We start from the raw sequence: 15,817 nt of genomic DNA, 5'->3' as shown, positions 1-15,817 counted from the left end.
AAACGATAGTGACAGATACCCCTCAGGGTCAAGCCACACTACTGTTACGCGTTGAATACCTCGTAAAGATCGCTTTCGTCTGAGTCCTCATCAGGACAGGTTTTACTATGGATGAATCTAAGGATTCTCTTCTTTGCAAAACGGATATGGAATCTACGTGCCCATTGTACATAGGCACAGTTTTCCTGGAGATATGATGCAAACATTGCCCTGATCGGCGTCATCTTTTTGCATCGCGTAGATTGGCTGAAGCGTTCAGCGTAAATTTTGCACTGTTTTGTTTCAGGATCAAAATGCTCACACCAGCTGTCCAGGTCAATGACTAACTCACGACCATAGACTGCTTTTTCGTGGCAGCAAAGCCCACACTTGTGGCATTTATTCTCCCAATTCTTACCCACAGCTCTCCCCCTTGCTCAATAATTCAAGCTTGGCCTGGGATGCCGTATGCACCGGGGGAAGGATGGAGATTGCAGTAACACTGATATATCCCTCTCTCACGGCTTGGAAATCGCTACCTTTTGTATCACAACGTTGAATCGGTTGCACACCACTCTTCAGGGAAAGTACAACTGAGGTACCAAAACGTACCGTTGAAGTATCATAGTAGCGGGTTTTTTCTTGCTGTTTTTTCTGCACAGCATCATGGTAGTCGAGATAGCTCAACACTCCACTCTTCCACTTTCCATTTCCCTCTGCAGGGACATTGATATTGAGGATGCACTCACTACTGGTGAGGGGATAGAAATCCTCAAGATGTTGTACCACAAAGTCCGCAGTACGCTGGAAGGGATAAGAGCCATCCTTGCTTCTTGCACAACTGACTGCAATCGACCGCAATCCAGTCAGGGCAGCCTCCCTGGCGGCTCCAACAGTACCCGAATACAGGATATCCGTGGAAATATTATACCCATGGTTGATTCCACTGATGACCAAATCTGGGTCTTCAGGAAAAATCTTGCCTTTTGAAGCATAGAGAATGCAATCTGCTGGAGTCCCACTGCAATAATACCGGTTCTGACCATATTCAGTGATGGTGATATCCTCACGAAGCGTCATCGAGTGGCTACTCGCACTTCGCTCAGAATCGGGAGCACATACCCACACCTCATGACCAGATCGCAACAGGACCTCACTGAGCGTGTTCAGTCCTTCACTTTGATATCCATCATCATTTGTCAGTAGTATCTTCATTAATGCGCTTGAAACACAACCTTTGCAGAATCGCTTCCCTCAAATACATACCAGCGAGGGTGAAATCCAAAGATGTGCTCATAGTCCTCCAGACGATCAATATAACTTGGAAGTGCTTGTTTACTCAAGAGGACCATGATATTACCGCTGAAACCGTTTGCTACCTGGACCGATCCAAGACACCCACCAAGTTCACCAGCCCGCTTGGTGAGCCAATCTACCTCAGGACAGGTTACTTCAAGAAGGTCCCTGAGCCCAGCCTGGACCCGATTCATCATCTTCCCATAGAGTACAGCATCCTTCTCGATAAGCACGGATGCAGCATCATTGGCGAGCCGGGATTCCATCAGGATATACTCACAGATGTGACGGTCTTCCTCATCCAATGGCACCACACGGGCAGCAAGGTCACTCTCTGGAAAGTCCCGCATGAATCCACCACCCTTGTACTCACTTAGTTTCTTAAACGCACGATCGATAGCTTTTCTCTTGCTTTTGATCTCTTCTCGCATCGCATTCGGGGAAATCTTGCTATCCACTATGATTGCCACATACTCTTCATTCTTGTTGGTGAACGGGAAAGGCAACTCCTTGTAGGTCACATGCTGAAGATCATAGAACAGTACGGTCTCCTTCTTTCCATTAAGCATGGTAAGAAGATCACTGATGGAGCATACCTCATTATTGAATGTCGTACATGCCTGATAGGCGATTCTTATCTGTGAGGAAAGACTAAGCTTGAGACCAAGCAACGCATCAAGGGCAAGGCAGGTCCCGAGCGAGCATGCAGTACTTACCATTTGGGTATCAGCATGGAGGAGGCTCCCTTCAACAGTTATATTCATACCTGAAAATTCAGTCCCTTCGTTTGCAAGAACCGAGAACACCGCTTTCAGAAAATTTCCCCATCGGTCTTCCTTGCGGTACTTGATATTGTTCAAAGAGAATCGTTTCCGGTCATTGAGGGTTGGGTTATAGAGTCTCACCAGCTGGTCATCCCGATAAGAGATAGCTACATGCAACGAGGAGTGATCGGTTCCCACCAAGGACCATCCCCGACATGCGTCCGCGTAACTACCAAGCAAGGTACATGTTCCAGGTACCTGTGCAATCACCAGCGGAGAATCGCCGTATTCCTTGATGTGTTGTTTTCTGATGTTGTCCATGCCCCAACCTAATTTTTATGGGTCAATTTTAGGATACTTGTCAGCATAATGCAACAAAAAACCTACTTTTGTATAATTCGGGATTCGTGCATTTACCCACATGACCAACAAATGCGTGAACAGGAATCCAAAACTTACAAAAAACCCCCTTTCCTGGGTGCTCCAAAAAAGAGGGTTTCTTGTATCACTAGACAGCATAATGAATCTGGTTAGTTGTTCAGGCCATAGCGCTTCTTGAAGCGTTCGATACGACCGGCAGTATCAACCATCTTCTGGGTTCCAGTAAAGAATGGGTGACAAGCGGAGCAAATTTCAACCTCAAGGTTCTTTGCGGTTGTCTTGGTCGTGATTACATTGCCACATGAGCAACGAACTTCTTTCAGTTCATAACGGGGATGAATTCCATCTTTCATTTTGGGTCCTCCAAGGATATGTGTTCTGCTGGCTGTAGGCAGCAGACAAGTTTCTCTCAATCTGTTCCTGGTCTCTAGTACGCTGCCGAATTCGAAGGAATACCGGTATTGATAGAACGCAAGAACGACTCATTATCCTTTGTCTTCCGAATTTTGTCAATGAGGAACGGAGTCATCTCTTGGTCATCCATATCATTGACAGCATTACGCATAAGCCAGATTCTGGCAGCTTCATCAGAAGGCAACAACAGGTCTTCACGACGGGTCCCACTCTTCTTGATATTGATCGCTGGGAAGAGTCGCTTATCAGCAAGACGACGATCCAGGATGATCTCGTTGTTTCCGGTTCCCTTGAATTCTTCAAAGATAACCTCATCCATTCTGGAACCTGTCTCGATCAAACCAGTGGCAACTATGGTAAGACTGCCACCAAATTCAATGTTCCTTGCAGCACCAAAGAATCGCTTTGGTTTATGCAGTGCATTCGAGTCCACACCACCACTGAGTATCTTGCCACTTGCGGGAACCGTCTGGTTATAGGCACGGGCAAGACGGGTAATGGAATCCAGGAGGATAACTACATCCTTCTTGTGTTCAACGAGTCGCTTTGCTTTCTCAATCACCATCTCAGCAACCTGCACGTGTCTGCTGGCTTGCTCGTCAAAGGTGGAGGCAATTACCTCACCATTGACATGCCGACGCATGTCAGTGACTTCCTCAGGGCGTTCATCAACCAGCAGGACCATCAAGACCACTTCTGGATGATTCGTACTGATGGAGTTTGCAATCTTCTGGAGAAGCACTGTCTTACCTGTACGGGGAGGAGCGACGATTAAGGAACGTTGGCCCTTTCCGATAGGACAGAACATATCAATAATCCTTGTCGACATATCCTCTTCAGCTGTCTCCAGCTTAAGTCTTTGGTCAGGAAACAAGGGAGTCAGGCTATCAAACGGTACGCGCATTTTTGCGATAATCGGCTCATCACCATTTACCTTCAATATTTTCAGGATGGCAAAGAACCGTTCATTCTCACGTGGAGTCCGGACCTGTCCATATACCACATCACCGGTCTTCAGATAAAGACTCTTGATCTGGGCGGGAGAGACGTAGACATCTTCCAACCCTGAGAGATAACTGTTCGCGGGGGAACGGAGGAACCCAAATCCATCTGGAAGGATTTCCAAGGTACCTGTTCCCACAATCACTCCGCCACTTGCGGTATGCAAGCGAAGAATTTCTGCAACAATTTCCTGCTTGCGCAAGTCAAGGATGGTATCTGCATTCAGTCCACGTTCCAAACCCACCTTGCGAAGTTCGTCAATGGACAGGGTGGTGAAATCTTCAAGCACCAGGACAGGAGCCTCAGGATGCTCCTCGATATGTAAATCATTGGAAGATTCTTCCTGATGATTCACACGTCCACCCCTATTGGAACCAAAGCTTTGGCTCTTTGGATAAGACCCTTTTGGATGGTTTCTGTTCTGGGTATTTCGGTTGTTCCTGTTGTTATAGGATTTGCGATGGTTCTGGTTTTGGTTCTGGTTCTGGCTCTTCTGCTCCTGCTTGTATTGTGCAGGAGGACGGGAAGTGTCTGTTGGCTGCTCCTGTTCAGGAGCAGGACTGTTCTGTTCATCCTCCAACTCAAGTTGAGGTTGCTCCGAATCAGAAGAACTTTCTCTTGCTGTACTCTTGTCAGATTCGCTCTTTTTTGGTCTCCCCCGACGTTTTTTAGGCTCAGGAGCATCCTGTGTCTCCACTTTCTGCCCAGCTACATCATTCGTGCTTTCAGGTGCTTTCGCTCCTGCAGGGCTCTTTTTTCGGGTCACGCGCCGTATCGGCTTCTTTACAGATTCCTGCTCAGATGCAACAGCCACGCTGGCTTCATTAAACTCTAATTCTTCGGAAGACATAGGATCAACTCCAACGGAAAAGGGAAAATATGTTGCACCTCATCTCTATAAAGGTACACCTAGTGCCCAGTTCCTTAATTTGTAATACAGAATGTAAGAATATGCGGAATTGGAACGTACTTACTGATAATTCTTTCCGCTGTTTGGTTCTTTAAATATATTGCCACTTCTTAACAGTGTCAAGCAAGCAGGCTCCTTTGAGGTATTGGCTTGCAAGAATCAATGCCATTACCGAGGCCCTTCTTCTTACCGAATCCCTCCCGTAGGATGAGATATGTACTTCTACCGCTGCACTCTCCCGAGTTTTTGAGGCAAAGCCAAACCATACAGTTCCTACCGGCTTTTCAGGCGTACCACCATCAGGTCCGGCAATGCCACTTACCGAGAGCGCCCAATCAGTTCCCGAGACACGCCTCATTCCCTCAGCCATCTCCAGGACACATGCTTCACTGACTGCCCCATATTGCTCCAGGGTCTCATCTCGTACGCCAAGCAAGTGCTTCTTTGCCTCATTCGCGTAGCTTGCCACCCCACCCCAGAACCATGCAGAACTACCTGCCTGGTCGGTGAGTAGCTTTGCAATATAACCGGAGGTACAGCTCTCAGCCGTGCTGATGGTCTCTCCTCGTTCTTCAAGCAACGAAGTAAGCAAAGTCAACGGCTGGACATCCCCATCAACCACCAGACATTCCCCTACCAGGGATCGAAGACGGTTTGCCATTTCTGCCCGATCGGCTGCACTGCTGCCTACGAGATACAAGCTTATCTTCAAATCCTGGAAACGGGTACCCCACTGCATTCCATTGAAGGAAATGGACTTGCAAAGTTCTTCCAGCTTAGATTCAGGGATAAGGAAAGTAGAATACTCACTACGAGAAAAATCGTCATGCCCGATCAATTGGGCAAGCCAGGGGATTACCTGTTCAAAGAACATGGGATGCATCTCCCTGGGGGGGCCTGGCATTGCCACACAGGCAATCTGTCGTCCTCCATTGGGTATGAATCCTTTGAATCCAGGAGCTGTCCCGAGTGGATTTGGAATAAGCTCAAAGCCCTCAGGGATCATGGTCTGTTGTTCATTGGCACCCCAGATCCGTTGTCCAATTCGTGCATACAGGGTATCGAAGGCTTCCTGGTTACGGACCAGAGGGACCTTGGCAAGATTGGCAACAATGGTCCGAGTCATATCGTCACTGGTTGGCCCAAGCCCGCCAGTCATCACTACCAGATCACAATTATCGATGCAGTCCCGCAGGACATCTCCGATGGTACCGTCATCAGGGACGAGCACCATCCGATCAACACGATATCCCAACTGGGTCAACTGACTTGAGATGACTTGGGTATGGCGGTCAGCAATGACCCCCCGAGTCAATTCGGTTCCAATGATAAAGAGAGCAGCACTGGTATAGGTCATTCTGGTTTCTGCCTGTTCTTGGTGAAATAACGATACAAACGATACAGCACACCTCCTGCAAGAAGGATTGCTGATAGATAGACGGTTAGATGTGCAAACCAATTCACATACCGTGTATATATGGTATACCCGTGTGTCTCTCCGCTGAATACCGGTACATCATAAATATGGTAGCCAACGGTAAATGGTTCCATAGGATCAATTATCTTTCCGGTAACATCAATTACACAGGTCATTCCGCTATTGGTTCCGCGGACTGTGGTTCTTCGGTTCTCAATGGAACGGAAGACAGCCAAACCAAGGTGTTGCATCTCAGCGGGGACAGCTTTCGACCACCCATCATTGGTCATGTTTACGATGACATCTGCGCCACTGGCAACAAAGTCAGCGTTCAGATACCCGAAGACATCCTCAAAGCATATCGGGGTAGAGAACTTCACCCCCTCCTCAGTCTCAAATACCACAGGGTCATAGCCGGTCTCCCACCAGTTATAATCATTTGCAAGCAGGAGATTATAGAGCCATGGCATCTGCTTTTCATAGGGAAAGTGTTCTGTGAATGGCACCAGATGTTGTTTTCTATAGGTATTCTTGATCCTTCCGTCTTCAAAGAATATGACCGTGTTGTAATCGGTGCGGTTCCATGAGCCATCCTCACTGAAAGCAGGCTTACTGGGGTCTTCAATAACTCCTTCAGGGTTACCCGTTACCAGGGGAATGGGAAGAGACTTGCCGAACTCAACAAACTCCTCTACCAAGGCGGAGGTTGCAGGGTCGGAAGGATAGTTCTCATGCCAAGCAACTGATGGCACGAAGGCTGTCTCAGACCAGAGAATAATATCGGGATCTTCGCTTAATGCTTCCAGGCTCATCTTGCGCAACGTGTTGAAGTTCCGTTTGTAGGTGGTATACCCACCCTCCCATGTATCTGCACTATGCTGAATGGTAGCCACTCTCCAGGTTTTATCAGGCTCCTGTGCATTCCAGTAAGCCAAGGAAGCAAACCCGAAGACCAGGGTAGCAAGGAGAGCTATCCCATAGGCAATGATAAATACGAGGTGTTCCCTCAGATACCTTTTCAAGGAGTATTCCCTGTCATTGAACCAACGATGAAGAAATGCACCAAGGAAAGTCTGAGGCATCACCAGAAGGAATGTAACCCCCCAGATTCCAAAAATTTCGGAAATCTGGATAAGAGGAAGATAGCGGTAGACGGCAGACCCCAGGGTCCCATAGGGATACCCTGCAAACCAATCCTGACTCAGATATGAGTAGGCAACCCATACCAATGCTTCAACTAGATACCCGTATTTCTTGAACAGCTCCTGCGCTGCCTTGAGCACGGGAAAGAGTATCAGCATCTCCCCTCCCTTGATAATCGGTACGATCAGGATTGCAAGGGGATGGAAGGTCTTGAGCCAGTAGTTGAAGAAGAGATAGAACATGAAACCGTAGAAGAAACCGTAGAGGGGGGTCAGCTTCCAGCTTGTGTTCCTGATCACTGCAAATACAGGAATCAGGGACACCATTGCGACAAACCCAATACCATTGGCCGAAATGAGGCCAGGGAAGGCAATTGAGTAGATAAATGCCGATACTAATAGCACAAGAACCTCAGAACAAACCGTTCTGAGGTTCCGTCTTGCATGCAAGTCAACCAAGAGATCTTCTCCTAATTATTGAAAACGTAGAAGGTTATTCCTTCTCCGGTTTATTATCACGCAAATCCCACACATAGTCCTTGAGTTCCTTGCCTGGACGGAAAATGGCAACTCCATGTGTTTCGACGGCAACAATGGCGCCAGTCTTTGGATTACGCGCTTTTTCACGGCCCTTACGAGTGCGAACCTCAAATGTTCCAAATCCACGAAGCTCAATGACCTGATCATTCCGGAGACCTTTTTTCACTTCTTCAAAGAACTCATCAATGATTGTATGAATGTCGGCCCTATTCAGTCCATGCTTCTCATGGAGACTCTCGATTATGGCTGCTTTTGTCAACTTTGGTCCTGCCATGGTTACTCCTTAAACACGTTCTATACGCATGTTTACATACCAATCAACAATCGGTACGTTCATCATTCTGATTTATTGATTATACAGCAGCCTGGTTGGTCATCTTATTGAAACGGCTCTGCAATCTGGATTTCTTGCGGTTGGCTGTGTTGTGGTGGATGACACCCTTTCCAGCAGTTGAATCAAGCAGCTTGAGACTTAAAGCCAAAGCAGTAGCGGCAGCTTCCTTGTCCCCGGCAGTTACAGCAGAATCAAATTTCTTGATTGCGGTGCGCATAGTGCTCTTGGTTGCGCGGTTTCTCATTTTCCGGACTTGGCTCTGTCGCTCTCTTTTTTCAGCAGACCTGTTAATCACGTAATACCTCCAAACATATTACCTTGAATACGTATTTCATTTATTAAAGTTGAGATCGGCAACAAAGTACCGACGGTCTAAAAACATATCACAGTCTATAAAATGGGTCAATACAATGCTTTATATCAATTTGACAAAAATTCGTCCGCAAACTCCTTCTCAAGCTCCCATCGCTTGGTGTCAATATTGAAAAATACCGCATTCTGCGGGATGGTAAGCATTCTTCCTTCACTTCCACTGAGCATGACACGTTTCGACAGTATGTTAACTTCATGAACTTTCATCAAGTCATGGCCAACCCTTAATTTGCTTCCTTCGGGAGGATAGTTACGTTTTTCCTCCACATAAAAATCATATTCATAGGAAAGACAACAAAGCAATCTCCCACAAGGTCCTGAGATCTTCATGGAATTCAGAGAAAGATTTTGCTCCTTGGCCATCTTGATGGAGACAGGATTGAGTTTGTCTGTCACACTGTGACAACAATAATCACGTCCACAGACTGCAAGACCCCCAAGCACCCTACTCTCATCCCTGACCCCAATCTGCCTCAGCTCTATTCGGATACGGAAGACAGAAACCAAATCCTTGACCAATTCACGGAAGTCCACACGCACATCTGCAGTGAAAAAGAAAATAATCTTCGGTTCTCCAAGCAGGAAGTGGGCAGTCACCAGTTTCATATCAAGCTTGTGATGAGCGATTTTCTCGCGGCAGATTCGCATCGCTTCATCCTCTTTCTCTGACTGCTCCTGGTAGCGGCTCATATCTGAGGGAGTCGCAAGACGGTCAATCCATACAACATCACCTGAGATATCAACCTCTTCAGGTTCTCTTGAGGGATTGCACCCGACACAGGATTCGCACGGATCCTCATCCTTTTCCGGGGAGTAGGAAGGCAACGCTTCCTGTGGCTCCCCTGCATACACCTCTTCACGCTCTTCCCTGGGAAGACAGGATTCTGCATGAAAACATGCAGATCTCGGTTGGTCACAACCGGGTTCGTAGGACTTACCCAGTTGGTCTGCAGCGGAGACAATGACCCCAAGGTCAAGTCCATAACGGGTGGGAGCAACCACTGAGGTTCCTGGATACAACACAGAGTCCCATGCGCAGATGCTCATCTCATTTGAAGAAGGGTTCTTAACCAAATATATATAACCTCTTGATGGCCGGTTCTTCTGGACACGGCTATCGGCATTCGTTCGTTCTCGTTTCATCTATATCCTTTGCCATCTGACGGTGGTACTGGAGTAAAGCTACCACGTCAATAACAAATTGTCAAACTCTCAACATATGTATATAACTATTTTGCTACCTATGAGTTACAACATTGACGGCTCACACCTCCCATGCTATAGTGGACCCATCCTCCACACAGGCTGGTAAGCTTCTCAAGGAGTCAGTATGCAACTGTTTGACACGCACGCCCACATCGGGCTGATCCAGGATGACAAAATGGAACAACTGCTTGCTGTCCAACTTGCCAAAGTCAAGTCGGTCAAGCATGTTGTGAGCATCTGCAACAGTTTAAGCGATTTTGAAAAGACCTACACCAATTTGGAGAGCGCAAAGGATGTTTACCATGCAGTAGGGGTCTCCCCTACCGAAGTAGCCCATCCAGGGCATGATTGGGAAGAGAGGGTCATCTCCCATGCAAAAAAGAAACGTGTCATTGCCATTGGGGAGACAGGACTGGACTATTACCATATGTTCGGGGGCGATAAGACTGCGCAGATAGAGCTGATGCTCAAGCATCTTGAGATTGCCAAACATCTCGACCTTCCTGTGATTATCCACAACAGAAACGCAGGTGAAGACCTACTACCCATACTCAAGGAAAAGCTTCCACCAAAGGGTGGGATTCTCCACTGCTTTGGAGAAGATTGGGCATTCGCACAACGAGCATTGGATATGAATCTTACCTTCTCTTTCGCAGGAAACCTGACCTTCAAGAACAGCCGAATGCTGCAAGAGGTAGCCATACGCCTTCCTGAAGACCGGATTGTCATTGAGAGTGAAGCTCCCTTCATGACTCCCTACTCCCACAAGGGAGAGCGAAATAAAATTCAATACATTCTGGAAACGGCAACTGTTCTTGCAGCACTGAGGCAAACATCTCTTGAAGCGCTTTCACAAACGCTTTATGCTAACAGCCTCAGGGCCTTTGCCCTTCCGAAGGATGTATGAACAGAAAGAATCTTTATCACCCCGTAGCAATCGGCTCGACAACGCTAGGCGGAAATGTGTTTCTTGCCCCACTTGCCGGGTACACAGATATTCCATTCAGAACGCTCTGCATTGAAGCAGGAGCGGACTTTACATTTACAGAAATGGTCAGTGCCGAAGGTCTTGCAAGAGAAGGCGAGAAAACACTTGCGCTCATGGACCGTGCCCCAAACGAGAAGCAGTACGCTGTTCAACTATTCATGGGAAACACTGATTCTCTCAAGGAAGCCCTTTCCCAGCTCCAGCCTTACCAGCCCGAGGTGATCGATATCAATTGCGGTTGCCCGGTTCCAAAGGTTACCAAGACAGGAGCAGGTTCAGCCATGATGAAGCAACCCAAGCTTATAACCGAGGTGGTCCGCACCATTACGGAGGAGACAGACATCCCTGTATCGGTCAAGTTCAGAACGGGATGGGATGCACAGAGCGAGAACTTTCTTGAATTTGCACAAGCAGCCCTGGATGGAGGGGCAAGTGCACTGACACTCCATGCAAGGACCCGCAGCCAAGGCTATGCGCCATTTGCTGATTGGAGCAAGCTCACTGAACTCAAGCAATACACACTCCAGCACCATTATCAGGTACCAATCTTCGGTTCCGGAGATCTGTTCAAGGCAGAAGATGCCAAGAGAATGATTGAAGAGACCGGTATCGATGGGGTGATGTTTGCACGGGGAGCCATTGGTAATCCCTTCATCTTCTCCCAGGCCAAAGCCATCTTGCAAGGCAAGGAACCAGAGCCTGTCACCATTGAGATGAGGAGAGTTGTCATCCTGCGCCACCTGGACCTCATGATCGACACCTTTGGAGAAACAACGGCATGCACATTGATGAGAAAACATACCTGCAGTTACCTGAAAGGAATTCCCAATACCTCAACAATCAAGCAAGCAGTGGTACATGCCTCCAGGCGTGAACAGTATCTTGAGGCTCTCAGTCCACTTGTTGACCTGTAAAGCGGTAAAATGGTACGTTTATTTGAGCAATCACATCGGGAAGGAAATGCAATGAGAGTATTAGTGTTAGGGTCCGGAGCGAAAGACCATGCCATTGCATGGTGGTTCTCTCAAAGTCGTCTGATTGATGGTCTGTATGTAGCACCTGGAAATGTAGGGACTAAGACAATTGCGGAAAATCTGTCAATTGACCCTTCTGACCCTGAGCAGGTATATGAGGCTTGCCAAACACATGGTATCGACTTCGTCTTTGTGGGTACTGAGGCACCACTCTTTACAGGTGTCATCGACTTTCTCAATGAACGGGGAATAGACACATTCGGAGCACCCAACCGGGCTTTGAAACTTGAAGGCGATCGTAATTTTGCCCGTATGTTTTCCGACCGCCACAACATTCCTACCTCCTCCCACGTTCTCTTTGATGATGAAGAAAAACTCTCAGAGTATTTAAAACGTCACGAAGGTGAACGCTTCGTGGTAAAGAGCAATGCTATTGCTCCCAGCAGGATCATGGTAGATTCCACTGATTACTCCACCCTCATGGATTTTTCCAAGGGATTGCTTGCCACTGGCCCCATCATTCTGGAAGAACACCTCAACGGCCTTCCCATAACCATTACCCTCTTCTTGGATAACAAAGGGTATCTCATGCTTCCCACCTCAAGCGACTATATGAAAGTCGAGGAGGGAGGACTGCCTACCGGGGGTATGGGCTCCATTTGCCCGGTTCCACTCCAGAAAGAGCTTAGTGAAGCTCTCGTCGAATCAATCATCGAGCCGGTATTGTTCGGTTTGAAGGCTGAAAAGATGGCTTACAAGGGTGTACTTACCATCAGTGTCATCATCACCAAGAACGGACCGATTCTTGTTGATTACCATGTTCGATTCAACGATCCTGCCACACAGGCATTCGTTCCACTCATCAATACGGACATCGTCGATATTCTTGATGCCATGAAGCATGATACGCTTTCATCTCTCAAGCTTGAGGTTTCCAATCAATCAGCAGTTGCCTTGGTGGTTGCTTCTGAGGGGTATCCGGGAAAACCCATCATTGGGAAAATCCTCGAGCCAATGCCGGCCCCCCTCCTGTTTAACAGCTTTGAAGGCGCTCCACGTTACTTTTTCGGAGGAGTCCAGGAGTATGAAGGCAAATTGGTTACCACCGGTGGACGTTGTGTCACAGTGGTGGGGATTGGCTACAATATCATGAATGCAAACAAGAATGCATACAAAGGTGTCAAACAGGTTAATTTTGAAGGTGCCTGGTATCGACAAGATATTGGAAATCGGTTTTTCGAGAACTAAAACCCAAAAAAAAGCAATGAGACCTCACACCCCACAGTGAAGTCTCATGCTCTACCGTTCCATAGTTCCTCAAGACTGACGGCCACCTCCCCAGGCAGCCGTCAACTTTTCGATTCCCCCCACGCAAAGGGAACGGTCAGAAGAAATCGTCTCAGAACTCCAGAAGAAAGACCATTGTCAGAAGGAAACACATAAACAAGATCTATCTCTACATTCATCCTACCCTCAGTTTACCCTTGCCGTCAATGAATACCGTTTAACTTGTGATATAATTTTCTCACTGTACATTGCCATTAGAAAGTAACTGAGGTCCCCAAAACAACCTGGATATCCCAAGAGTTCTCTGTAAAGGTATGACTTGATTGTAAATATTCCCCGAATGAAAGATATGAGAGGCTGGAATATATTTTCCAGCTCTCAATAGTGTTGGAGCTTAGCTCAATCTCCTTCATCCCTGAGAGAGTTGCACTAAAAGCTGTGGAGATCAAATTCTGGGAGAAAAGGACAGCACCATAATCAGTGGTACCACCAATATTCGGTGTGTACATATCTATTTCACCTTTCAAGGCAGTGATAAGGGTAAGTGACAGGGTACCTGCAGAGGGCACATGGTAGGTTGTCTCAGAGAGAAACACCACGGCATCTCCCCCATAGGGTGAACCTATGTAGTCAAGCAGATGCACGGTCCTTCCAAGTCCTGCATACCGCCGGATCATCAAGAAGTCAACGCTATCTCTGCGATACATACTTGGTAGGGCCATCGAAGCTTCCAATGCGCTGGAAAGCACACCTTTTTCCAGTGGCTTAGCCACCTCCAGTCCCAAAGAAAGAGCCCATGCTGTATCCTCTTCATCAGGGTCCTCATTGGGGGCAACAGCTTGGTCCAAGGCAAACTGTCCATACAGGCGAATCCCCGAAACGGGGACGTAGGCCAGTTCAGCATGTGCTATTGCATTGAACTTACTCCTCTGATGCAGGTTATGATAGATAAATGATGGATTGAGAAATCTTACATCCAGGAAATCATCCTTGTACATGACATTCTCACTAATTGCTAGCGTCAGTTTCTCCCAAGGCCGGAATTCCAGACGATGGGCAAGCAACATACGAATGTGTGGTTCATCGGCATAGTAGGTATCGAAGAAAACCGTCAATGCCTCATACTTGAAGTATTTTGAGAAGGCAGTAAAGCGAAGATACTCATGGAAATCAACATGATCATCCAAGATGAAGTTCCCGATACGGGAGTTACCCCATGAAATCCTATCTCGGCTGAAGGTCAGATTCCAATGCTGTGAACCAACCGAAAATACTGCACGTTTCGGCCACTGGAAGTCAAAATGCTTGCTTGCAGGAATCAGGTTGTTTGCGAAACGTTTCTGATATTGTATGAGGGGTGTGTCAGCATCTACATAGAGAATATCATTTATTCGCGCATCGGGGATAAGAGCTCCAACAGAAGTATATTCACTATCACTATATAAGTGAGGAATCACATCGTCATAAGTATAGAGCCCGTATCCATATTGCAAATCACTATAGGTGTAGAAGAAATCTGATATTGCCATATCCAACCGGAGTCTAGCCAGAGGCTTTCGATCCGGGAAAGCATAGTTCCATCTCCCCAAGGAGTTATACGATGGGTTATGGTGGGCATAACCCTCCAGAGATAAATCCAAGTTGGCCGAGAGAGCAAATTCGTCAGGAAACATCCAACGAAGTGACTCATATGCCGTTTGATGTATGGAAGTATAGAGTGCATGCTGCGTGCTCCCTTCCTCCCCTGAGGACACATATGAGAGCAAGTTCTGGGCTTCGGCTTTCGTCCAGGGCCTGGAAGCGGAAGGGGTTCCTGTTCCTGTAATCAAGTACAGGAGGTCCATCTCCTGATAGATGGGATCAGAGAGCGGGATCACTTCCTGCGCGCCGGTGGTGGCAAGAAGTGGTCCCACACATAGGCCAATCAGCAACAGAATGGTGGATAGTCGTCTCACACGCACTCCCTTATCAGATTGTGTAGCTCAAGCCAATGGTAAGCTGAATATCACTTGCTTTCTGCCCTGAGATATTCTGGTGATTGTTGATGGCAATGTAGTCCAGCTGTCCGAATGTCCTCATGGTATCAGTAATTTGATACGAGCCATAGAGCCCTGCAATGAGGGTATGCTCTACTGCATTGCGGGACGCGTACGCAGGGTCAGCATAGTTGCCGACGCTCCCTCCGGATGTAGGAGTTGTTGAAATATCAGCCACACCGCCACCAACCCTGCTCCAGATGGTGAACATGTCAAAAGTCCCATGGGCCATGTAGAACACATTGCCACTCAGATTCCATTTCCCATAGGACTTCACCCCACCGTTGAGGTTGACCACCAAGGCATCATTGCCATAGGTATAGCCGATGAATTCGGAGTTGTAGCGCATTCCAGATTCATTGGTGAACTCCCTGATGGCACCCACGTAGTTGAGTCCATAGTCATCGTAGTCCGAGCCCGGTTTATCAGGTGATGAAGTCTCTGAATAGCGCAAATAGAGATAGGGATCGGTATAAGCAAACTCCAAGGAACCATAGCCAACGGCATCGGCTACCGGTACTACTCCCTTAACCCCTGCCAGATAGCCAAAAGTAATCGGAAAATTGGTTTCTGTCTCACTGGGGACAGGTTCTCCAGGTAATGAGAACTCATCCACTGCAGCCTGAGCATAGATATTCAATCCACTCACAGGAGTATAATCAAGCTCAAGCCCAAGAATGGAGTTTGCATTGCTTCGGATATAGTAATCATGAAAAATCATGGCAGGATTGAGGATTCTTAGGTCAATCAGGTTCTCCTTGCTCTGGTACATGAT

Annotated in this window: 14 protein-coding genes and 1 pseudogene; 3 read left to right on the top strand and 12 right to left on the bottom strand. The window is 47.4% G+C overall.

What is annotated here, in order from left to right:
* Positions 1-44: 44 nt before the first annotated feature.
* The 10 genes from AB7S66_RS04315 to AB7S66_RS04270 all read right to left on the bottom strand — a co-directional run bounded on the left by AB7S66_RS04315 (position 45) and on the right by AB7S66_RS04270 (position 9,694).
* On the bottom strand, positions 45-401 hold the full coding sequence (locus AB7S66_RS04315; protein ID WP_321261752.1) for a hypothetical protein: 357 nt from the start codon (positions 399-401) through the stop codon (positions 45-47).
* Positions 394-1,194, bottom strand: coding sequence for a 5'/3'-nucleotidase SurE (surE, locus tag AB7S66_RS04310; protein WP_428518236.1), 801 nt, complete (start codon positions 1,192-1,194; stop codon positions 394-396). Before surE ends, AB7S66_RS04315 begins: the two co-directional genes overlap by 8 nt.
* Positions 1,194-2,360 (bottom strand): galactokinase, encoded by a 1,167-nt coding sequence (locus tag AB7S66_RS04305; protein ID WP_428518235.1) that lies wholly within the window; start codon positions 2,358-2,360, stop codon positions 1,194-1,196. The genes surE and AB7S66_RS04305 overlap by 1 nt, the downstream gene beginning before the upstream one ends.
* 209 nt (positions 2,361-2,569) lie before the next feature.
* Positions 2,570-2,773, bottom strand: coding sequence for a 50S ribosomal protein L31 (gene rpmE, locus AB7S66_RS04300; protein WP_428518234.1), 204 nt, complete (start codon positions 2,771-2,773; stop codon positions 2,570-2,572).
* Between the two features lie 74 nt (positions 2,774-2,847).
* On the bottom strand, positions 2,848-4,686 hold the full coding sequence (rho, locus tag AB7S66_RS04295) for a transcription termination factor Rho (protein WP_428518233.1): 1,839 nt from the start codon (positions 4,684-4,686) through the stop codon (positions 2,848-2,850).
* Positions 4,687-4,837: 151 nt separating this feature from the next.
* A complete protein-coding gene (locus AB7S66_RS04290) occupies positions 4,838-6,103 on the bottom strand; it encodes a nicotinamide-nucleotide amidohydrolase family protein (RefSeq protein ID WP_428518232.1) in 1,266 nt (421 codons plus the stop codon).
* A complete protein-coding gene (gene lnt, locus AB7S66_RS04285; RefSeq protein ID WP_428518231.1) occupies positions 6,100-7,764 on the bottom strand; it encodes an apolipoprotein N-acyltransferase in 1,665 nt (554 codons plus the stop codon). Before lnt ends, AB7S66_RS04290 begins: the two co-directional genes overlap by 4 nt.
* Positions 7,765-7,798: 34 nt before the next feature.
* On the bottom strand, positions 7,799-8,119 hold the full coding sequence (locus AB7S66_RS04280) for an HU family DNA-binding protein (RefSeq protein ID WP_428518230.1): 321 nt from the start codon (positions 8,117-8,119) through the stop codon (positions 7,799-7,801).
* Between the two features lie 79 nt (positions 8,120-8,198).
* Positions 8,199-8,474, bottom strand: a complete 276-nt coding sequence (gene rpsT, locus AB7S66_RS04275) for a 30S ribosomal protein S20 (RefSeq protein ID WP_428518229.1) — start codon at positions 8,472-8,474, stop codon at positions 8,199-8,201.
* A gap of 125 nt (positions 8,475-8,599) precedes the next feature.
* A complete protein-coding gene (locus AB7S66_RS04270) occupies positions 8,600-9,694 on the bottom strand; it encodes a PSP1 domain-containing protein (RefSeq protein WP_428518228.1) in 1,095 nt (364 codons plus the stop codon).
* A 187-nt stretch (positions 9,695-9,881) separates the two neighbouring features.
* Between AB7S66_RS04270 and AB7S66_RS04265 the strand changes: the two genes are divergently transcribed.
* The 3 genes from AB7S66_RS04265 to purD are packed head-to-tail and all read left to right on the top strand — an operon-like array spanning position 9,882 to position 12,967.
* A complete protein-coding gene (locus tag AB7S66_RS04265; RefSeq protein WP_428518227.1) occupies positions 9,882-10,664 on the top strand; it encodes a TatD family hydrolase in 783 nt (260 codons plus the stop codon).
* Entirely contained in the window at positions 10,661-11,659 is a 999-nt protein-coding gene (gene dusB / locus AB7S66_RS04260; protein WP_428518226.1) for a tRNA dihydrouridine synthase DusB, read from the top strand. The genes AB7S66_RS04265 and dusB overlap by 4 nt, the downstream gene beginning before the upstream one ends.
* 51 nt (positions 11,660-11,710) lie before the next feature.
* The gene (gene purD, locus AB7S66_RS04255) at positions 11,711-12,967 is read left to right on the top strand and encodes a phosphoribosylamine--glycine ligase (protein WP_428518225.1); all 1,257 of its coding nucleotides are present in this window, start codon (positions 11,711-11,713) and stop codon (positions 12,965-12,967) included.
* 293 nt (positions 12,968-13,260) lie between these two features.
* Here purD and AB7S66_RS04250 read toward each other — a convergent pair whose 3' ends face one another.
* Positions 13,261-14,961: a hypothetical protein gene (locus tag AB7S66_RS04250; RefSeq protein WP_428518224.1), complete on the bottom strand. Its 1,701-nt coding sequence runs from the start codon at positions 14,959-14,961 to the stop codon at positions 13,261-13,263.
* Positions 14,962-14,974: 13 nt separating this feature from the next.
* Positions 14,975-15,817, bottom strand: a pseudogene (locus AB7S66_RS04245) (hypothetical protein); the annotation flags it as partial.

The sequence above is a fragment of the Sphaerochaeta sp. genome, from assembly GCF_050178175.1.
Classification (GTDB): Bacteria; Spirochaetota; Spirochaetia; order Sphaerochaetales; family Sphaerochaetaceae; genus Sphaerochaeta.
Note: the sequence above shows the minus strand (reverse complement) of the source record. Positions and strands in the feature narration are given on the sequence as shown.

Excerpts from the sequence above, each read along its gene's own strand:
- surE (WP_428518236.1), bottom strand. The coding sequence starts at position 1,194 with ATGAAGATACTACTGACAAATGATGATGGATATCAAAGTGAAGGACTG.
- AB7S66_RS04305 (WP_428518235.1), bottom strand. The coding sequence starts at position 2,360 with ATGGACAACATCAGAAAACAACACATCAAGGAATACGGCGATTCTCCG.
- rpmE (WP_428518234.1), bottom strand. The coding sequence starts at position 2,773 with ATGAAAGATGGAATTCATCCCCGTTATGAACTGAAAGAAGTTCGTTGC.
- rho (WP_428518233.1), bottom strand. The coding sequence starts at position 4,686 with ATGTCTTCCGAAGAATTAGAGTTTAATGAAGCCAGCGTGGCTGTTGCA.
- AB7S66_RS04290 (WP_428518232.1), bottom strand. The coding sequence starts at position 6,103 with ATGACCTATACCAGTGCTGCTCTCTTTATCATTGGAACCGAATTGACT.
- AB7S66_RS04280 (WP_428518230.1), bottom strand. The coding sequence starts at position 8,119 with ATGGCAGGACCAAAGTTGACAAAAGCAGCCATAATCGAGAGTCTCCAT.
- AB7S66_RS04270 (WP_428518228.1), bottom strand. The coding sequence starts at position 9,694 with ATGAAACGAGAACGAACGAATGCCGATAGCCGTGTCCAGAAGAACCGG.
- AB7S66_RS04265 (WP_428518227.1), top strand. The coding sequence starts at position 9,882 with ATGCAACTGTTTGACACGCACGCCCACATCGGGCTGATCCAGGATGAC.
- dusB (WP_428518226.1), top strand. The coding sequence starts at position 10,661 with ATGAACAGAAAGAATCTTTATCACCCCGTAGCAATCGGCTCGACAACG.
- purD (WP_428518225.1), top strand. The coding sequence starts at position 11,711 with ATGAGAGTATTAGTGTTAGGGTCCGGAGCGAAAGACCATGCCATTGCA.